The sequence below is a fragment of the Litorimonas haliclonae genome (genome assembly GCF_965138505.1).
Classification (GTDB): domain Bacteria; phylum Pseudomonadota; class Alphaproteobacteria; order Caulobacterales; family Maricaulaceae; genus Litorimonas; species Litorimonas haliclonae.
The window spans coordinates 66,243-84,629 of record NZ_CBCSCO010000004.1 but is presented as its reverse complement, the minus strand read 5'-3'; the positions used below and the strand labels follow the sequence as shown (position 1 = coordinate 84,629).

Below are 18,387 nucleotides of genomic sequence, written 5' to 3'. Positions count from 1 at the left end.
GCCATAAACCAAAATGTTTAAGATTGTTTTCCTGCCCATCAATCTCGTGAGCAAAGAATTTCGACGCGCCAAACGTAAATCTTCATTAACTATAATTGACTACCCCCTCCCTATGGTCACTGTTCCCTATTCCGAACTGCAACTTCGCACGCGTAACCGCGCGCTGAGCGACCTTGGTCATTTTCTGGTTATTTCGATCTTTATTCTACTGGTCGTATTTGCGAGCGGCGCCGGCGTCGGCATTCTCTTTCCTGATCTTTTTGCAAGCGCAGACCAGTTGGCCGCGGAGAGCCCGATGGCGCGCTTTGTCTGGTATCCGGTTTATCTTTTGGTGCTAATTCTCAGCCTACCGAAGCTGATGGAGATTGTCCGTCTCGCGACCTTTTCGCCGTTAATCATTCTCTGCGTTTTATTCTGCGGGCTGTCCATGTTCTGGTCGATTGACCCGTCGACGACTTTGCGCCGCTCTATCGCGCTTTTGCTCACAAGCTATATCGGCCTGACCTTGGCGGCCTGGTTTAGCTGGGGCCGATTGGTTCAAATCATCGCGATCGCTTTTCTGTTTATCGGTATCATTACGATTGCGCTGGTGGTGATGGATCCGGGGCGGGCCATTATGCAGGAGGTCAATGCCGGAGCCTGGCGCGGACCTTTTGCCGAGAAAAACCAGCTTGGCGGAATGATGACAAAGGGATTGATTGCCGCCATTTGCGCCTTCGCGCTGCGCCCTAAACGCGGATGGCTTTACATCCCCATCGCTCTTTTATGCTTCGGACTTGTAATTGCCTCGACGTCGAAAACCGCTCTTTTGATATCCATGCTTTGTATCGGGACGTATATTTTCTTGAAACTTTACCGGACTAACCCCGTCACCCGCATTCCCCTCATCTTCACTCTGGTTATGACAATTGGATTTTTCTCGACCGCCTTGGCAATGTTTCCTGAGGTGATGTTCGGCCTCATTGGCAAAGACCCTTCCCTGACAGGGCGGACAGATATTTGGGCGCTTCTAAGCGAGGCTATTCAGCAAAAATTCTGGCTCGGTTACGGATATGGTATATTCTGGGATGACCCTCTGGGACCGTCCTATATTGTTCGGCAGGTTCTGGAATGGGGCGTGCCAACCGCGCATAATGGATGGATTGAAATTTGGCTTTCCGCTGGAGTCGGAATTGTCATTCTTTTCGCGCTGCAAATTCTCGTCACCCTAGGCTTCGCCGTTTACAACATCAGAAACGGCGGGCGAGAAACCTACTGGGTCGTGCTGATGCTCTTGTCCTATATCGGGTTTTCCATGTCAGAGAGCGCTATCTTGCAGCAGAACAGCCTGTCCTGGATATTATTTGTTGCCACCTGCGCGAAGCTCTTTACACTTCAACACGACTTCCGTCCCCTCAGGGACGAAAATAAATTAGAGCCTAATCAATCGTTTCAATCTTAAGCGTGTTCGTTGTGCCTGGACGGCCAAACGGTACTCCGGCGGTAATCATAATGCGGTCCCCCTTAGCCAGACCCACTTTTTCTTTGGCCACTTTATTGACGCTGCCCACCATCGCATCGAAATTTTTGGGATCTTCCGTGACGATAGGCAGGACGCCCCAGGACAGAGCCAATCGGCTCGCCGTGCGCGGCTGCGGGGTCAATCCGACAATGCGGCAGGGCGGGCGTTCGCGGCTGATCCGCTGCACGGTAGATCCCGTAAAGGTGAAACCGAGCACAGCTTTGCATCCCAATGTACGGGCAATTCCGCCTATGGATTGGCCTATCGCGTCTTCGGCAGTCGGCTCATGCGGCAAAGCAATTTGCTCAAAATACTGCCAATATTCCGGGTCGTTTTCGGCGGCCACGATGATGCGGTCCATAATCGCCACAGCGGTGGCAGGATGTCGTCCCACAGCCGTCTCGGCGGACAACATCACGGCGTCCGCCCCTTGATAAATAGCCGTTGCAACATCTGACGCTTCGGCCCGTGTCGGGGTCGGCGCGTCAATCATAGATTCGAGCATGTGAGTTGCAACGATAACCGGCTTTCCAAGCGCGCGGCATTTCCGGATAATCTGCCGCTGAACCACGGGAACCTGCTCCAGCGGCAGCTCAACCCCGAGATCCCCGCGGGCGACCATGGCGGCATCCGCCATCATTAAAATAGAATCTAAATCCTCGACAGCGGAAGGTTTTTCGATCTTCACAATGATTCCGGGTTTAATATCACCTGGATGGTCTTGAATAATTTTTCGGGCGTCGATGACGTCTTGGGCGGTTTGCACAAATGACAGAGCAATATAATCCACACTTTGGGTCAAGGCGAAGGCCATGTCTTCTCTGTCTTTGTCCGTCATCGCGCTCATCGGCAAAACGGCGTTGATAACATTGATGCCCTTTCGGTCAGATAGCGTTCCCGGAACGTCGACCCGGGCATGAAGGCGGCCCTCTTTCTTTTCTAAAATTGTGACCTGCAATTTGCCGTCATCAAATTTCAGAATGTGACCTTCGTTGAGGGCTTCGATAAGTTCGGCATGCGGCATACGGATCAGGCCCGCTTCCCCAAGCTCTACCGATTTTTCAATGATAACCGTCTCGCCGTAACGCAGCTCAATCGACCCGCCTTTAAATGGACCGCAGCGAAGCTTTGGTCCTTGCATGTCCGCGACAATCGTTATGGGGTTTCCGGTGGACGCTTCGACTTCTCGAATATTTTTAACCGACTGAGCATGATCCTCATGAGACCCGTGAGAAAAGTTTAACCGAAACGCATCTACGCCCACTTCATGCAGGAGCCGCATTGTATCTGGCGCGCGGCTAGCCGGGCCAAGTGTGGCTAAGATTTTGGCAAAACGATTTCGCATAGAAGATCCGCTAAAAATATTCTTAAACGCGCATAGTCTGATACAGACAAGAATGCACCTTTAAACTTCCACGATAGCTAGATCTCCGTAGAGTATGGAACGCAAAGGCTCATAATTATGACCTGCAGACTTTCTCGCGGTCAACAGCGTGACGGCGGCAAATAGAGCGGTTGTCCGATATTAATTGCAAAATCATTTCCGAGCGCATTCGGCGCTTGAACGTCTTCGACGTCCACGCAGAGACGACGCGAGATATTGTAGACCGTATCTCCGCTCCCGACGACGTAATTTGCGGAAGGGCGAGCTTCGAATGATCTGATTTCCGCCGGATCGGTTTGCACAGAAATTTGGCTGTTCGTAGAAACAATATTTTCCGAATAGTCGTAATTTTCAACATTTTCCGGGATATAGGCGCCGTAACCCGGCGTCCCAATTTGGCTCGACGTGACCACGCTCACACGTTCGGGATAGCTGTTTTGCTCAGTTGTTGAGTTTGCATAACTCACTTGAGGCTGCGATGTGGCTTGAGTGGTAGTTTGCTCTGTCGTTCCGTTAAGCTCAGCCGCTCTGGCTTCTGGGCTCACATAGACCACATTAGAGCTAGAAGAATTTGAGGCCATTTGAGTGGCAGACGCTTCTCCTTCATATTTAGAAGAAAATTGATAATTCGGATTTTCCTGAGCCGTCGCGCAGGCGGTTAAGGCTAGGACAGCGCTGATAGCGCAGAATTTTTGTACAATCATGAGTTCCCTCCACATTTTCGCGTTCAGACTCTCATTTTATGACTAATGTTTCGTTAATCTCATGCAGTTCGGGGCCAGAGCAGTTGACGAAAGCTGTCTGAAAGATAAAACTCCGTCCATAATTTTATAAGGAGTATTGTATGACGATCACGACACGCCCGATTGAGTATGAAGACGGCGAGACAAGCTGTATTGGATATTTGGCTTGGGATGAGAGTTATGCAGATCCGAAACCTTGTGTTTTGGTTAATCACGCTTGGGGCGGGTTAGACACATTTGCGCAGGACAAGGCCATTCAAATGGCAGCTCTTGGGTATGTAGGGTTTTGTCTCGATAATTACGGCAATGGAGATCAACCGGAGACAACCGAAGACAAAATGGGACGTATGGGGCCTTTAAAGGAAGATCGCGCTAAACTTCTAAAACGACTCAAGGCGGGATATGACGCCGCAGCGGCGCTCGAAGAAGTTGATGAGAATGCGATGGCCGCTATGGGATTTTGCTTTGGCGGATTATGTACACTTGATATGGCCCGGGCGGGACTGGATCTAAAAGCCGCAATTTCCTTCCATGGCCTTTTAGACGCCCCGGACTTACCCAAGAACAAAATCAAATCCAAAGTTCTGATCGCCCATGGCTGGGATGATCCGATGGCTCCGCCGGAGGATGTCGTCAGCGTGGGTAAAGAGATGGCGGAAGCAGGCTGCGACTGGCAGCTTCATGCTTACGGAAACACCTCTCACGCATTTACTGTCCCCGGGGCCAATAACGAGGAACTTGGCCTACATTTCAACCCAGACAGCGAGCGCCGTTCTACCATGGCGGCCCAGGACTTACTCGCAGAAGTCTTTGACAATCACGGAGTTATATCGACCTAAGCGTCGATCTTTATTTTGGAAATTATTACAACTACAGAAAACCTCGCTGAATTTTGCGAACATGCGGAGGCGCAGGAATTTGTCTGCGTCGATACTGAGTTCATGCGCGAAAGCACATTTTATTCCGAGCTTTGTCTCATTCAAATGTCGACAAAAGACCGGGAGGTCATTGTCGACCCCCTGGCAGACGACATTGACTTGGCCCCCTTTTGCAAAATGCTGATGGCCAAGAGCGTGACAAAAGTGCTCCATGCCGCCCGCCAAGATATGGAAATCTTTTATCAACTCTGCGAAACAGTACCCGGCCCGATTTTCGACACACAAATTGCCGCAATGGCATTAGGATTTGGAGACAGCGTAGGATATGGCGCTCTTGTAAAAGGACGCCTTAATATAAATCTCGATAAGGGCGCTCGTTTTACCGACTGGTCTCGACGTCCTCTCTCTGAGAAACAACTTTCCTACGCGCTCGCCGATGTCACACATTTACGGGACCTTTATCCGGGCATGATCAAAGAGTTGGAGGAGAGAAAACGTCTAAAATGGGTCAAAGAGGAAATGCTCCCGCAAATGGAAGAAAGCCTCTACACGTTCGAGCCGGAAGAGGCTTGGCAAAGACTCAAAGTTCGTAACCCCAAGAAGCAATACCTCGCTGCCTTGAAAGCCGCCGCCGCGTGGCGGGAACGCGAGGCAATTGCCAAAAATGTCCCGCGCCGCCGCATCCTTAAAGATGATGCCATGTATGATTTAGCTCAGCAGCGACCGCGCGATTTGAAAGCGCTTGAGCGTCTGCGGGGCGTTCCGAGAGGGTTTGAAAAATCCCGTACGGCCCAACCTCTATTGGATGCCATTAGCGCCGCCGTAGACAATGCGGCAGAATACGCCCCGCCCGCCCCGAAAGTTCAGCACATGCCGCCTAATTTGGGCCCACGCGTAGAAATGCTTCGGACTTTATTGCGGCTTCGGACCGAAGTTGTCGGGCTGGCCACGCGCATGGTGGCGAATTCGGCTGACATTAATAAACTTGCCGCTTTCGGAGAAGACGCAGATATTGACGCGTTAAAAGGGTGGCGACGGGAAATTTTTGGAGAGGATGCCTTAGCCCTTTTGGATGGCAAGCTCGCTTTACGTCTGGACGGGGAAGACGTCGTCGTCGAACCTGTCGGATGATGTGATCCTTTAAAGTTTGATCCGCCTCGATGTATGATTTTCCGGTTTACGTCCGGCCCTTTGTTTATACTCCTCCAACAGACTCTCTTTGTCTTATTGCTGAGACAAAGGATTACCTCTTAGTCGATAAGCCTGCGGGCCTTTTGAGCGTTCCCGGAAAGACTGAACCCGATTGCCTCGAAGCGAGAGTTCAGTCCTATTGCCCTGATGCCTTAACTATTCATCGTCTGGATATGGCAACCTCCGGCCTCATGATTTTTGCCAAAACTAAACACGCTCAACGCCATCTCGGCCTGCAATTCGAAAAACGCCAGACCATAAAATCATATTTGGCCGATATCGCCGGAGTGCCTAGGTCCAATAGCGGTCGCATCAACTTACCGATCTGGACGGATTGGCCTCACCGCCCGCGACAAATGATAGATTTCGAAAAAGGACGCCCGGCTATCACGGACTGGATAGTCACTGAGTCTGGAAGGAATAGCACACGAGTTTGCCTCCATCCTTTGACGGGGCGGTCGCACCAATTAAGACTGCATATGCTCTGTTTGGGACACCCCATTATCGGCGATCAACTTTACGCGCCGGACGAGGTATTTCAACAAAGCCAAAGACTTCACCTTCACGCCCACAGTCTGAAGTTTCGAGAGCCAACGGGCGGAGATTGGGTAAAATTTAAATCCCCCTGCCCGTTCTGATTACCTATTCTCTATCTGGGACAAAGGGAGTTCTGTCGTGAACTTCAATTTTTCCATCGCAAAGCTAGCCGACACGTCTGAAAGACTGATACGGCTAATAAGGCGCTGATAAACCGTGTCATAATGTTTCACATTGGCGACCAGCATTTTCATAATATAATCTACATCGCCAGCCAGACGGTAAAATTCGACAATTTCCGGCATGTCACGAACGGCCTTATCAAAAGCTTCAGACCATGCCTTTGAATGATCATCCGTGCGAACGGAGACATATACAGTTAGCGGCAATCCAACTTTTTCATTGTCGACTAGTGCGACCCGGCGCTCTAGCACGCCTGACTCTTCAAGAGCCCTGACCCGGCGCCAACAGGTATTCAGTGACACCCCGATTTCTTCAGCAATCGACTCAAGCGAGCGGGTCGCATCCGATTGTAGAATTTGGAGGATTTTAGCATCTGTATGTGTAATATTTTCTGTCATATAGCAATTATATCAAAATTATTTGCATTATTCTACTGAAATAGCTTTTTCATGTAGAAGTCTTTTGCACCGCACCGCGCTAGTCTTTCCTTAAAGAAGAAAGGCACGATATGACACCGACGTTAGAGAAACCAAAAACGGATTTCGCCCTCCCCACCATGTTTAAAACGCTTGAACGCTTAGTAGGCAATACGCCTATGGTGGCGGTGGATATGCTCTATCGTGACGCGCACGTGACGCTTTACGCCAAGCTGGAATACTTCAACCTCTCAGGGTCAATCAAGGACCGGATGGCATTGGAAGTTCTGCGCTGCGCCTATGAGACCGGTGCGTTGCGTCCGGGTGATATGATCGTTGAGGCGACCAGCGGAAATGCCGGAATCGCCTTTTGTGCCTTGGGTCGGGCGCTGGGCCATCCCGTTCGGATTTATATGCCGAATTGGATGAGCCAAGAACGCATTTCCCTAATGAAAAGCTACGGCGCGGATGTTTGCCTCGTCAGTCACGAAGAAGGCGGATTTGTCGGGTCTATCCAAATGGCTGAAGATCTGGCGCGCTCCCGCAATGATGTGTTCCTGCCCCGTCAGTTTTCCAATGAAGATAATTGTAAGGCTCATTGCGGCACAACCGGGCCAGAAATCGCGAAACAGCTCGGCGAGTGTCCGGAGGCTTTCGTCGCAGGCGTTGGCACAGGCGGCACAGTTATGGGCGTCGGGAAAGCGTTGAAAGCTCTTTGCCCAGACACCAGAATTCACCCGATGGAACCAGCGGAAAGCCCGACTTTATCTACCGGTCACAAGGTCGGAAAACACCGCATTCAAGGCGTCTCCGATGAGTTCATTCCTGACATCGTCTGCCTCGAAACGCTTGATAAAGTGATCTGTGTCAATGACGGCGACGGTATCATCATGGCGCAAAAACTCAGCTCTGATTTGGGGCTGGGAGTTGGCATCTCTTCCGGCGCTAATCTGTTAGCGGCGCTGAAAGTTCAGCAGGAAGTGGGCCCAGACGCAAAAGTCGTTACTGTTTTTTGTGACGACAGCAAAAAATACCTCTCAACCGATTTGACCAAGATCGAGCCGGTGAAAGAGGGGTATCTAAGTTCTGATGTAAAATTACTCGGTTATCGGGTACTTTAAGGCTAGTCCGCTCAACTCTTCCCACTTCGGAAAGAGAGGCAAAATGTGCGGAATACTCTACCTGTAAATCTTTGGTAGGCCCGCATTCGGCGTGAAGCCATAAACGGGCTCCCCTGGCAGGCCTTCGGCGAGGTAGTCTCGGCATTTTATGAGAGCGTCTAGGTCAACGCCTGTCTCCACCCCCATCATTTCAAACATATAGACCATATCTTCGGTGACGATATTTCCGCTCGCACCCGGGGATGCCGGGCAGCCACCGAGGCCGCCTTGTGAGGAGTCAAAAACTTTAATCCCTTCCTCATAGGCCGCGAGCGCGTTGGCGAGACCCAAGCCATATGTATTATGAAGATGAACCGATTTCACTTTGTCGTCTCCGGCCACTTCGCGCGTTTTACGGATGAGAGAACGCACCGATTTCGGATTGCCGTAGCCCACTGTGTCGGACAGGCCAAGTTCGTCCACGCCCGCCTCTATTAGACGTTCTGCCAAGCGCAGGACCTGATCCTCCCGTATTTCACCCTCTATCGTGCAACCGAACGCCGTACTGAGCGCACCTTCAAATTCCGGGCGTTTCTCTTTGGGCTGGTCCGCAATTAACGAAGCTATGGCGGCAACATTTTCAATCGCTTGGTCATGAGTTTGACGCAGGTTTTTCTCACTATGAGTTTCCGACACCGACAGGGGAAAGCCCATCGAAGTGACCCCGGCCTCAATGGCCGCTTTTGCGCCTCTCAAGTTCGGAACGAGTGCCAAGACCCGCAAATCAGCAAATGTTTTCGCATATTCCACAAGCTCGGCTGTATCGGCGAGTTGTGGGAAGAGTTTGGGCGGCACAAAAGAACCCACTTCAATCTCTCTTACTCCCGCCTCATAAAGGCCCTTTATCCAACGTTTCTTAACTTCGGTCGGCATGACGCCTTTGCAGTTTTGCAGTCCGTCACGTGGGCCAACCTCGGATATTAGAATTTTTTTGTGCATGAAGGTCTCTTAACGCGTTAAATAGGTTTCGAGTTGAGGTGCATCAACTCGCAAGGCCATAAATTATTGGAAGATATGATTATGACAAAAATATCCTCTGCCTCTACATCTTTAGATTCAACTATGGAGCTCTCCGACAAAACAGCGCGAGAAATATTTAAAGAAATACGCGCCAATCCGTCTCGAAAACGTTTTGGGTTTGGCGAGCGCCTCGCGATTGTGAATGTCGATCCACAAAAATCTTATACCCGTCCCGATCTATTCAAAACAGGCTATGTGACTGACCCGGATCAGATGAAACATATCAATACGTTATCTCAAATGGCGCGGGACAAAGACCTTCCCGTTATCTGGACCCATGTTGCCTATATGAACAATGCGGCGGATTGCGGCGTTTGGGGCACGCGCACCGACACACCGGATAGCCTGCAAAACATCAAATTCGGGAGCAAGCGCACAGAGTTTGATGACCGCCTCGATATCAATCCTGATGTCGATGCCGTTTATACAAAGCGTATGCCAAGTGCTTTCTTTGAAACGCCCCTCAACAGTTTTTTACGGTTTCACAAAATAGATACGGTTGTCGTGACCGGCGGGTCCACATCGGGTTGCGTCCGCGCGACAGCCGTGGATAGCCTGTCTTACGGGTTCCGCACTATCGTCCCAATTGAAACCACCGCAGATAAGCATGAGAGTTATCATTTTGCCAATCTCACCGATTTGCTTATTAAATACGCCGACGTCGTTGACGTTCAGGAGGTCTATGATTGGCTCGAAGCGTTTGAGGCGAAATAATGCGCGCCACACCGAACCTTTATGATTATTGGCCATACGCTGGGCGGCCCAAAATAGAATGGCCGGGCGGCAAGAAGCTGGCGTTCTGGATTGCGCCCAACATCGAATTTTACGAATTTATGCCGCCGGGCAATCCTCAGCGCTCCCCGTGGCCAAATGCCATTCCGAATGTGCAGCAATACAGCCAACGTGATTTCGGCAATCGGGTCGGGCATCTTCGCCTGATGGAACTCCTCGATAAATTCAACCTGCGGGGCTCTGTTAGTTTGAACGTTGCCCTATGCGACCATCACCCTGAAATCATCGAAGACTGCGTCAAACGTGATTGGGAGTTTTTTAGCCACGGCATTTATAATACTCGCTATTCTTACGGCCTAAAACCGGAGCAGGAGCAGGCGGTTTTGGATGATTCTATTCGGACGGTGGAAAAGGCCAGCGGGCAGCGTATACGCGGCTATCTCGCCCCCGCCCTGACCCATACGGAAAGCACGCTTGACCTAATTGCTGAAAATGACTTTTGGTATAGTTGTGACTTGTTTCAGGATGATCAGCCGCAACCGTTAAAAACTAAAACGGGCAATCTCGTCTCTATGCCTTACTCGCTCGAAGTCAATGACGTGATCACCTATTCCGTTATGGGCTTTGATCCGCAGCGTTACACAGATATTCTTAAACGCCATTTTGATCAGCTTTTGAAAGAAGGCGAGCGGTCCGGCACGGTCATGTGTATCCCGCTTCACGCTTATCTCGTCAGCCAACCGCATCGCATCCGCCCATTTGAAGAAGCGTTAAAACATATCTGCGCCCATTCGGATGATGTCTGGTTTGCGACAGGTAAAGAAATTGCGAAATATTACATCGATAATTACTGGGATCAGACGGTCGCCGATATCAAATCCCGCGGTGTGACGACCCTCGGAACGGGATTTGCGTCATGAGTTTACCGGACAACTATCTCATCTATCCTAAACGCGGATATGGTCAAGATCATGAACTATATGATTGGCGGCAAGCGAAAGATCGCACTCCTCTGGCATGGGATGGTGGCGCAAAATTAGCCGTTCAGCTTATCGTTCCTTTGGAGTTTTTCCCGCTTAATCCGAGTGGAAGTCCGTTTAAACATCCCGGCGCCATGGCAACGCCTTATCCTGATTTGCGGCATTTTACGGTGCGCGATTACGGGAATCGAGTCGGAGTATTCCGACTTTTGGAAAGCTTGAACGAATGCGGGTTAAAAGCGAGCTTTACCATAAATGGCGAGGTCGCAAAACGATACCCTCCCCTGCTAGAGGCCGTCCAAACCGCAGGCCACGAAGTCGTGGCACATGGTCTCTCAACAAATCATATACATCACGAAGGACTTAGTCTTGAAGAGGAGCTAGAGTTAGTTAAAGAGACTCTGGCCTGTTTTGAAGAGCCCCCAAAAGGATGGATGAGCCCGGCCCGGAATCAATCTTCCCGCACGCTTGGTCTGCTGGCCAAAGCCGGAGTTGAATATTGTCTCGATTGGGAAATGGAAAATGCCCCTGTCGCGGCAAAGACACCTGACGGGCCAATGACGCTCCTGCCAAATAATTATGAACTTTCAGATTTCACGCTTTTGCACACACGACGCCAAACTGAAGAAAGCTGGCTGACACAGATGAAAGAGGCTTGTGACTTTCTGATAACAGAGCATGAAAGGTTTGGCGGACAATGTCTCGGCCTGACGCTCACGCCTTATATTCTAGGGCAGCCTTTCCGCATCTGGGCCTTACGCGAGTTTTTGACATATATCGCAGACCACGCTGATATCGCCGTTATGACAGGCTCTGAACTCACTCAGAACTTTAGAGAACAGATAAAATGAAAAAGCCTCTTTCCGGCCTCCGGGTCGTTGAATTCTCACATATGGTCATGGGGCCAGCTGCAGGATTGATGCTGGCCGATATGGGCGCAGAAGTTATCAAAGTTGAACCTTTGGGAGGCGACAAGACAAGACGCCTGCGCGGCGCGGGCGCCGGGTACTTCCCTATGTATAACCGCAATAAGAAATCTATCTGTATAGATCTAAAATCTGCGGACGGGAAAGCGGCCATTCTGGAATTAATCGCCAAAGCCGATGTCTTTATTGAAAACTTCCGGCCAGGGGCTCTGGAGAAATTAGGGTTCGGGTTTGACGCTTTGAAAAACCTAAATCCGTCTTTGATCTATTGCTCTGAAAAGGGGTTTCTCGACGGGCCATATTCGCATCGTACGGCTTTGGATGAAGTGACACAAATGATGGGGGGACTTGCCTATATGACCGGCCCTCCGGGACAGCCTTTACGGGCAGGGTCTTCCGTTATTGATGTCACTGGCGGGATGTTCGGGGCGATGGCTGTGCTCGGCGCACTTTATGAGAGAGCCACAACGGGCCTAGGCAAACATGTATCCGCATCATTGTTCGAAACAACCGTCTTTCTCGTTGGACAGCATATGGCGCAAAAAGCCGTGACAGGCGAAGCGGCGGCGCCCATGCCGGCACGCGTTTCAAGCTGGGCAATTTATCAGCTCTTTGACACCAAAGACGACGAGCAGGTGTTCATTGGGGTCGTCTCTGACGGACAATGGAAGATTCTTTGCGAAGCATTCGGGCTAGAGCATCTTTTAGATGATCCAGAATTGGCCGAAAACCGAGACCGCGTCATTCATAAAGACAAATTCCTCCCGGAAATAATCGAAAAGTTCCGCTCTTTGACCAAAGCCGAGCTTATGGAAAAAATTGAAAATCTCGGTCTTCCATTTGCCCCAATCGGGAAACCGGAAGAGATGTTTGACGATCCGCACCTTAATGCGGGCGGAGGACTCTTGGATATGGAGATGGAAGATGGCGACCGGTGTAAACTCCCGGCTTTGCCAATCAGTCTAAACGGAGAACGACTAGGGCTTGAACTTGATCCACCGAAAGCAGGGGAACATACTGAAAACGTTCTGGCGTCGATTGGTCGGTCTGCCGAAGAAATTAGAAAGCTGAAATCAGCAGGCGTTATTTAGCGTTTAAGGATACACCCACGGGCGATTTGATTTATCCTGTTTGAGATAGTTAGAAATCTCTTCTGCAAATTTCTCTGTCAATGCGATGGCGTCGAGACCTTCAACGAGCATACGTTTATCATTTTCTGCAATCTGAAAATGTTGTCCGTCTACTGTCTGCTCTGGAAGGTTAAGCGTCACTTTTTGCCCCAATGATTTGATAATTTCTTTGGGCAGAATAATCGCAGCGATACCGTTCACGATACAATTTTTATAAAATATATCACCGAAACTTTCTGCGATAACCGCTCGGATACCAAAGTCCTTTAACGCCCAGACGGCATGTTCCCGAGAGGACCCACATCCAAAATTCTCGCCTGATAAAATAATCGTCGCCTTATTAAACGGAGGTTTATTGAGAATGAAACTCGGGTCTTCGTCGCGGTCTTTTACATAGCGCTGCCCGGCAAATAAGGCATCCCCCAAACCAAGTTTTGAAACTGTTTTCATTTCCCGCGACGGAATAATTTGATCCGTATCTATATTATCCCGTAAAATCGGGGCCGCAAATCCAGTGTGGAGTGTAAGTGGCTGGTTCATGTCTGAGTCTCCGGCGCCGTAATCCTCCCGGCAATGGCTGACGCGGCAACAACTGCCGGACTGGCTAAATGCGTTCTAACCCCTGGCCCCTGCCGTCCTTCAAAATTTCTATTTGTAGAGGAAATAACTCTTGTCCCCGGTTTGAACGTCTCGCCTCCGGCATAAAAACAAAATGCGCAACCTGCCTCGCCCCACTCAAATCCGGCGTCTTTAAAGACCTTGTCCAATCCTTCATTTTCAGCAGCGCGGCGCACAGCGGTGGAGCCTGGTACACAGATGGCGCGTATTCCACTTGCTACTTTGTTTCCTTTTATTATGTCAGCAGCAGCCCGTAAGTCAGAAAGCCTTGCATTGGTGCACGAGCCGATAAAAGCTCCTCCAATCTCAATATTTTCAACAGACTGCCCCTTTTTGAGCCCCATATAAGAGAGGGCTTTTTCGTCTGCATCCTCCGGAATAATTGTTCCGAGAGCGCCGGACTGAGACGGGCTTGTGCCCCATGTGACCGTTGGCCGAACCTCTTCTGCGTTTATCTCTATCTCGAAATCAAAATCTGCGTCGACATCAGATTTCAACGTCTCCCAATAAGCCTGCGCCTCTTGCCAATTTTTCTCGTCTGGAGAAAATCGCTTGTCTTTTAAATAATCAAACGTCGTCTCATCCGGCGCAATTATCGCTGTAAAAGCGGCAAATTCGACCGCCATGTTACAAAGTGTCAAACGCGCTTCGATGGGCAAAGCTTTAACTGTCTCGCCGCAATATTCAATTGCGCAGCGTTTCGCGCCGGCCGCTCCCTCCAAGGCAATAATATGCAGCGCTAAGTCTTTCGCCGTAACACCTATCGGCAGTTTCCCGTTTATTTGAATTCTCATTTGAGGCGGCTTTTGCAACCGAAGCGTTCCGGTCGCCATGGCATGTTCTGCATCTGTCGACCCAATCCCCCAGGCCAGCGCCCCCAAAGCGCCTTGAGAACAGGTATGACTATCCGGGCAAACCAAAGTCAGTCCGGGTTGCGCAATGCCAAGTTCCGGTGAAATAACATGCACAATACCTTGCTCGGGACTGTCTATGTCTATTAGATTTATGCCAGCCTTTTTGGCCGCAGAGCGGGTCGCCGTGATAAAAACGCCGCCGCCTGGCGTGCGGGCATCATTGCGCCCTCGTCCAGCCTGCGTCGAGACGATATGATCCATAGTGCAAAAAACACGTTTCGGAGCGAGAGGTTTTCGTCCACTTTCGAGCAAGCTTTCTAAAGCGACGCTACCAGTGCGTTCGTGCAGAAAAACACGGTCTATCGCGATCAAATCTTCACCTGTCGGTAAAGTTTTCACCCGGTGGGCATCCCATAATTTATCAAAAACGGTCTTAGTCATGCAGAAAGTATAAAGGCAGCCGCACAAAATGCGACTGCCTTAAATCAAGCGAGTGTGATTGATTTAAAAATCAAATCCAACATCGACTCCGTAAGTTATCGGATCAGCGGCATAAGCGGTTAATTGATTAGCAGCTGCCGCTCGGTAATAATTAGCATCCGTCAGATTTTTACCCCAAAGGGCGATATTCCAATTTCCATTGTCCGGACGGTAAGCAATCCGGGCATTAGCAATCGTCGGAGGGCTGATTTCTGTATGAGGGGGGTTATTAGCCACGAGGCTCCAAGATTTACCTTCAAACCCGACATCACCGCTTAAGGTCACATCACCCCCAAATGCAGATTTTGTGTAAACAGCGCCAATATTAGCTTTGTAATTCGCTGCATTTTTAAGCTCTAACCCTAAGGCACAATCAAGCGTTGGAATTCCATTTTGGCAACTAGCCCCATTGTTCGTCAAGCCTGAGACCTGAAAGGGTGTAGCAGATTGATATTCTGCATCCAGAAATCCGAGGTTTGCGTTGAGCTGAAAATCTTGTGTTGGTCTAAACGCCAATTCAAATTCCAAGCCTTGAATTTCAGTTTCATCCACGTTGAACCGAGTAAATCCAATACTCGTGGTCGCTCCGATCTGGAGGTTGTCATATTGATTGTTAAAATATGTCGCATTGAACCTCAAACGATCGTTCCAGATTTGGGACTTGATGCCCGCTTCAAATGTGCCGACTTTTTCTTCATCCACTGGACGAAAACAAGCGGCTCCCGGAGAAAAGCAATCCGCTGACCATCCACCAGATTTAAATCCGGTCGCATATGAAACATAACCGAGGAAATCATCTGTGATTTGGTAGTCTGCTTTCAGAGTATAGCTAACATTATTGAAATCGGCATCGTCTGTACGTCCAAATCCTCCAGCTCTGTTGATGCCTTCATAGGTTTTGTTCTCGTCGGTATAACGAACACCCGCTGTCAAGGTTAGGCGATCTGTTACATCATAATTGCCTTGCCCAAAAACTCCGATTGAACTCGTATCTGTAATAAGAGAGGTCGGCACAACAAATGTTGCGTCCAATTTTGTATTTTCTTCGTAGACGAATACGCCTGTTACGAAGTTAAACGGGCCAGAGAAATTAGATGAGGCCGTGACTTCCTGACTGAACTGTTGGGCATTCGTTTCTTGGAAATACGGGAACCCAATCCGGGAACTTAGGTCATCGTCCAATTCACGATAAGAAGTGATGGAAGATAAATCGAAATTTGCAAAGCTACCGGTCAAAGTGGCACTCAAACCTTGGGAGATAGACTCACTATCATAGTTCACAAAGCAACCGAGCGGTTGGAACGTTGCCGGAGTAAGATTGCTACAAGTTGTTCCCGGTAAAGGCTCAATTGTGAACTGATCGTTATCCCGGTCATTTGGCGGCGCCACAGTGTCCGGAACCGGATCTGAATCGTCTTTCGTGTAGTCAGCCGCGAGGAGGAGATTCCAATTTGAACCGAAATCCTGACTTAACTGTCCCCGAAGCGAAAACATGTCTTGAATACCAATGTTTGTGCCCGCAAATTCCGCGCGGTCACCGTTCGGATTTAAAGTATGAAACCCATCTCTTGAACGGTACAATCCAGATAAGCGAACGGACGTACTATCCGTGACAGGAACATTCAGCATCGCTTTTGTGTCGACGCGGTCATAATTTCCGTAAGTTCCTTTGACGCTCGCTAGAAATTCATCTTGAGGCTTTACGCTGGTGAGCTTGATCGCCCCTCCATTCGTTGATCGGCCATAAAGCGTACCTTGGGGACCACGGAGTACTTCGATCTGCTCTAAGTCGACGATATCGAACAATGCTCCTACAGATTTACCAATAAAGACGCCGTCAATATAAATACCGACCGCAGGGTCAACCGCCCCGCGGGACTCATCTTCGCCGACGCCGCGAAGGAAGATACGCGCCGCATTGGACGTACCGGTATTCGTTCCAATATTTATATTGGGCACTAGGTATTGCAGGTCGAGAATGTCCTGCACCTGACGGTTTTCTAACTCCTCCGTGGATAATGACGTCACTGAAACCGGAACTTCTTGAAGGTTTTCCGACGCTCTCTGAGCCGTAGTGATAACTTCATCAATCTGAGCCAACGCCGTTGTAGGGGACGCCAGAAGAGCCAAAGCTCCAAAAGCCATGCCAAACTGGCCGAGCGCGGTATTATTTTTAAGTGACGGTTTCATATTGTCCTCCCGTTCAATTTAATTTCACGAGCCTCATTTGATTTAAGGCAATTGATATAATGATATATCTTTTATGGAATTACTCTGTAGCGGGGCCGCCTAATGCACTTTGATTTGTGACAAAGGACTGCGCCATCGACAAAAAAAATCGCCTTCTGTGGCAGAATGGCCACGGTTTAACGGCAATAAAACAGGGGAAAACAAGTGAGTCAGGCAAATCGTTTCAGGGAAGAAATGCCGGCCATGATGAAACATGAAGGCGTTTGGGAGGGGGTTTACACGCATCTCGACCCGAACGCTAAAATCCTAGATAAACATAAAGTCCGCATAGGTTGTGAGTTTCCTGATTCTGGAGAGTTTGTTTATATCCAGCATAATCATTTCATTTGGGATGACGGTCGAGAGTATAAAGTCGACCTGCCGGGAATATACCGTGACGGACGACTTTGGTGGGATACGGAGACCTTTCATGGGTCGGCTTGGCAAACCAAAGATAACCTCATTTTGTTGAATCTGAACCGAAAGGACGACCCCGGAGCTCATTTCTTTGAACTAATCGCCCTAGGCGACACCGGAGAACACAGAGCCAGAACGTGGCACTGGTTTAAAGACGGAAAGCTTTACAAACGCACTTTATGTGACGAGTGGAGGGTTAATTAAATGTCCTGCTTAGAAAATGACTTAACCATTGGACCACTCAACCCCGACAAACCGGAACCGCTTTATCATCAGCTTTACACGGCTCTAAAAAATAAAATTCAGACAGGCGCTTTGCCCACCGGGGCAAAGGTACCGAGTGAAAAAGAATTATCTGACAATCTGGATGTATCCAGAATAACAGTGAAAAGAGCCCTGAATGACTTGGCAGAGTCCGGCTTAGTTAGCCGATCGAGAGGACGCGGAACGATTGTTACAGCGTCAACCGATCTAAAATTCAGCGATCCGATGCACAATTATGTCAAGAATGTTACGCGGCTACGAAAATCAACCACGGCGCAAATTTTGTCCCGTGACGTGCTCTCTGCATCGCCTGAAACGGCAAGAAACCTAAAGCGCGCAGAAGGTATAGAGGTAGAGAAAATATGCCATACTCTATCGCTGGAGAAAAAAGTTTTATCCTATGTCGAAACTTTTGTTCCAGATGGCTTAGCTAAAAATTTTCACGATGACGAACTTTGTCATGAACCACTAATGACTTTGCTAAGTAAATCCGGTGTTTTGATTGAACGGGCAGAACAAACACTATTTCCAGTGAGTTCTGACTCCCATATCGCCGAAATTCTCGGGACCGAAGTCAATCGACCCCTCTTGAAAATTCATTGCATTATGATTGAGGAAAGCGGCCGATCCGTCGAAGATATACATGCCTGGTACCACCCAGATCATTATAAATATCAGATGACCTTGACCGCACTTAATCTACCGAAAAATTAAATGTCACTTCTCCGTCAAACATTAAACTTG

At 49.4% G+C, this 18,387-nt stretch carries 18 protein-coding genes; 11 read left to right on the top strand and 7 right to left on the bottom strand.

Features of this window, described 5'->3' with window-relative positions; genetic code table 11:
* Window positions 1–13 precede the first annotated feature (13 nt).
* Entirely contained in the window at window positions 14–1,441 is a 1,428-nt protein-coding gene (locus tag ACNA05_RS10045; protein ID WP_415811348.1) for an O-antigen ligase family protein, read from the top strand.
* On the opposite strand, the gene pyk is transcribed toward ACNA05_RS10045, so the two are convergent.
* Both pyk and ACNA05_RS10035 read right to left on the bottom strand, forming a co-directional pair.
* Complete coding sequence (gene pyk / locus ACNA05_RS10040; protein WP_415811347.1) at window positions 1,419–2,846, bottom strand: pyruvate kinase; 1,428 nt, start codon at window positions 2,844–2,846, stop codon at window positions 1,419–1,421. The two genes, ACNA05_RS10045 and pyk, sit on opposite strands and share 23 nt — an antisense overlap.
* A 140-nt stretch (window positions 2,847–2,986) precedes the next feature.
* Window positions 2,987–3,589 (bottom strand): LysM peptidoglycan-binding domain-containing protein, encoded by a 603-nt coding sequence (locus ACNA05_RS10035; RefSeq protein ID WP_415811346.1) that lies wholly within the window; start codon window positions 3,587–3,589, stop codon window positions 2,987–2,989.
* 140 nt (window positions 3,590–3,729) lie between these two features.
* On the opposite strand from ACNA05_RS10035, the gene ACNA05_RS10030 reads away from it, so the two are divergent.
* The 3 genes from ACNA05_RS10030 to ACNA05_RS10020 are packed head-to-tail and all read left to right on the top strand — an operon-like array spanning window position 3,730 to window position 6,335.
* Complete coding sequence (locus ACNA05_RS10030; RefSeq protein WP_415811345.1) at window positions 3,730–4,467, top strand: dienelactone hydrolase family protein; 738 nt, start codon at window positions 3,730–3,732, stop codon at window positions 4,465–4,467.
* Between the two features lie 21 nt (window positions 4,468–4,488).
* Window positions 4,489–5,637: a ribonuclease D gene (gene rnd, locus ACNA05_RS10025; protein WP_415811547.1), complete on the top strand. Its 1,149-nt coding sequence runs from the start codon at window positions 4,489–4,491 to the stop codon at window positions 5,635–5,637.
* Between the two features lie 29 nt (window positions 5,638–5,666).
* A complete protein-coding gene (locus ACNA05_RS10020) occupies window positions 5,667–6,335 on the top strand; it encodes an RluA family pseudouridine synthase (protein WP_415811344.1) in 669 nt (222 codons plus the stop codon).
* On the opposite strand, the gene ACNA05_RS10015 is transcribed toward ACNA05_RS10020, so the two are convergent.
* Window positions 6,336–6,815: an Lrp/AsnC family transcriptional regulator gene (locus ACNA05_RS10015; protein ID WP_415811343.1), complete on the bottom strand. Its 480-nt coding sequence runs from the start codon at window positions 6,813–6,815 to the stop codon at window positions 6,336–6,338.
* 110 nt (window positions 6,816–6,925) lie between these two features.
* On the opposite strand from ACNA05_RS10015, the gene ACNA05_RS10010 reads away from it, so the two are divergent.
* Window positions 6,926–7,954, top strand: coding sequence for a PLP-dependent cysteine synthase family protein (locus ACNA05_RS10010; protein WP_415811342.1), 1,029 nt, complete (start codon window positions 6,926–6,928; stop codon window positions 7,952–7,954).
* A gap of 57 nt (window positions 7,955–8,011) precedes the next feature.
* On the opposite strand, the gene ACNA05_RS10005 is transcribed toward ACNA05_RS10010, so the two are convergent.
* Window positions 8,012–8,932, bottom strand: a complete 921-nt coding sequence (locus ACNA05_RS10005; protein WP_415811341.1) for a hydroxymethylglutaryl-CoA lyase — start codon at window positions 8,930–8,932, stop codon at window positions 8,012–8,014.
* 81 nt (window positions 8,933–9,013) lie between these two features.
* Here ACNA05_RS10005 and ACNA05_RS10000 point away from each other — a divergent pair, with 81 nt between their 5' ends.
* The 4 genes from ACNA05_RS10000 to ACNA05_RS09985 are packed head-to-tail and all read left to right on the top strand — an operon-like array spanning window position 9,014 to window position 12,742.
* Window positions 9,014–9,727, top strand: coding sequence for an isochorismatase family protein (locus tag ACNA05_RS10000; RefSeq protein WP_415811340.1), 714 nt, complete (start codon window positions 9,014–9,016; stop codon window positions 9,725–9,727).
* Window positions 9,727–10,665 carry a polysaccharide deacetylase family protein gene (locus ACNA05_RS09995; protein ID WP_415811339.1) on the top strand — a complete coding sequence of 313 codons (939 nt, stop codon included), beginning with the start codon at window positions 9,727–9,729 and terminating at the stop codon, window positions 10,663–10,665. The genes ACNA05_RS10000 and ACNA05_RS09995 overlap by 1 nt, the downstream gene beginning before the upstream one ends.
* On the top strand, window positions 10,662–11,576 hold the full coding sequence (locus ACNA05_RS09990) for a polysaccharide deacetylase family protein (RefSeq protein ID WP_415811338.1): 915 nt from the start codon (window positions 10,662–10,664) through the stop codon (window positions 11,574–11,576). The genes ACNA05_RS09995 and ACNA05_RS09990 overlap by 4 nt, the downstream gene beginning before the upstream one ends.
* Window positions 11,573–12,742 carry a CaiB/BaiF CoA transferase family protein gene (locus ACNA05_RS09985; protein ID WP_415811337.1) on the top strand — a complete coding sequence of 390 codons (1,170 nt, stop codon included), beginning with the start codon at window positions 11,573–11,575 and terminating at the stop codon, window positions 12,740–12,742. The genes ACNA05_RS09990 and ACNA05_RS09985 overlap by 4 nt, the downstream gene beginning before the upstream one ends.
* A gap of 3 nt (window positions 12,743–12,745) precedes the next feature.
* Here the strand turns inward: ACNA05_RS09985 and leuD are convergent, their stop codons facing one another.
* From leuD to ACNA05_RS09970, 3 genes are all read right to left on the bottom strand, one after another.
* Window positions 12,746–13,321: a 3-isopropylmalate dehydratase small subunit gene (gene leuD, locus ACNA05_RS09980; RefSeq protein WP_415811336.1), complete on the bottom strand. Its 576-nt coding sequence runs from the start codon at window positions 13,319–13,321 to the stop codon at window positions 12,746–12,748.
* A complete protein-coding gene (locus ACNA05_RS09975) occupies window positions 13,318–14,694 on the bottom strand; it encodes a 3-isopropylmalate dehydratase large subunit (RefSeq protein WP_415811335.1) in 1,377 nt (458 codons plus the stop codon). Before ACNA05_RS09975 ends, leuD begins: the two co-directional genes overlap by 4 nt.
* A 63-nt stretch (window positions 14,695–14,757) precedes the next feature.
* The gene (locus ACNA05_RS09970) at window positions 14,758–16,923 is read right to left on the bottom strand and encodes a TonB-dependent receptor (protein WP_415811334.1); all 2,166 of its coding nucleotides are present in this window, start codon (window positions 16,921–16,923) and stop codon (window positions 14,758–14,760) included.
* A gap of 204 nt (window positions 16,924–17,127) precedes the next feature.
* On the opposite strand from ACNA05_RS09970, the gene ACNA05_RS09965 reads away from it, so the two are divergent.
* Window positions 17,128–17,583 carry a hypothetical protein gene (locus ACNA05_RS09965; protein ID WP_415811333.1) on the top strand — a complete coding sequence of 152 codons (456 nt, stop codon included), beginning with the start codon at window positions 17,128–17,130 and terminating at the stop codon, window positions 17,581–17,583.
* Window positions 17,584–18,357: a GntR family transcriptional regulator gene (locus tag ACNA05_RS09960; RefSeq protein WP_415811332.1), complete on the top strand. Its 774-nt coding sequence runs from the start codon at window positions 17,584–17,586 to the stop codon at window positions 18,355–18,357.
* The last annotated feature ends 30 nt before the right edge of the window (window positions 18,358–18,387 follow it).

What these genes read in the sequence shown, in the direction of transcription:
- ACNA05_RS10045 (WP_415811348.1), top strand. Translation starts at nt 14, where the DNA reads ATGTTTAAGATTGTTTTCCTGCCCATCAATCTCGTGAGCAAAGAATTT.
- pyk (WP_415811347.1), bottom strand. Translation starts at nt 2,846, where the DNA reads ATGCGAAATCGTTTTGCCAAAATCTTAGCCACACTTGGCCCGGCTAGC.
- ACNA05_RS10035 (WP_415811346.1), bottom strand. Translation starts at nt 3,589, where the DNA reads ATGATTGTACAAAAATTCTGCGCTATCAGCGCTGTCCTAGCCTTAACC.
- ACNA05_RS10030 (WP_415811345.1), top strand. Translation starts at nt 3,730, where the DNA reads ATGACGATCACGACACGCCCGATTGAGTATGAAGACGGCGAGACAAGC.
- ACNA05_RS10020 (WP_415811344.1), top strand. Translation starts at nt 5,667, where the DNA reads ATGTATGATTTTCCGGTTTACGTCCGGCCCTTTGTTTATACTCCTCCA.
- ACNA05_RS10015 (WP_415811343.1), bottom strand. Translation starts at nt 6,815, where the DNA reads ATGACAGAAAATATTACACATACAGATGCTAAAATCCTCCAAATTCTA.
- ACNA05_RS10010 (WP_415811342.1), top strand. Translation starts at nt 6,926, where the DNA reads ATGACACCGACGTTAGAGAAACCAAAAACGGATTTCGCCCTCCCCACC.
- ACNA05_RS10005 (WP_415811341.1), bottom strand. Translation starts at nt 8,932, where the DNA reads ATGCACAAAAAAATTCTAATATCCGAGGTTGGCCCACGTGACGGACTG.
- ACNA05_RS10000 (WP_415811340.1), top strand. Translation starts at nt 9,014, where the DNA reads ATGACAAAAATATCCTCTGCCTCTACATCTTTAGATTCAACTATGGAG.
- ACNA05_RS09995 (WP_415811339.1), top strand. Translation starts at nt 9,727, where the DNA reads ATGCGCGCCACACCGAACCTTTATGATTATTGGCCATACGCTGGGCGG.
- ACNA05_RS09990 (WP_415811338.1), top strand. Translation starts at nt 10,662, where the DNA reads ATGAGTTTACCGGACAACTATCTCATCTATCCTAAACGCGGATATGGT.
- ACNA05_RS09985 (WP_415811337.1), top strand. Translation starts at nt 11,573, where the DNA reads ATGAAAAAGCCTCTTTCCGGCCTCCGGGTCGTTGAATTCTCACATATG.
- leuD (WP_415811336.1), bottom strand. Translation starts at nt 13,321, where the DNA reads ATGAACCAGCCACTTACACTCCACACTGGATTTGCGGCCCCGATTTTA.
- ACNA05_RS09975 (WP_415811335.1), bottom strand. Translation starts at nt 14,694, where the DNA reads ATGACTAAGACCGTTTTTGATAAATTATGGGATGCCCACCGGGTGAAA.
- ACNA05_RS09970 (WP_415811334.1), bottom strand. Translation starts at nt 16,923, where the DNA reads ATGAAACCGTCACTTAAAAATAATACCGCGCTCGGCCAGTTTGGCATG.
- ACNA05_RS09960 (WP_415811332.1), top strand. Translation starts at nt 17,584, where the DNA reads ATGTCCTGCTTAGAAAATGACTTAACCATTGGACCACTCAACCCCGAC.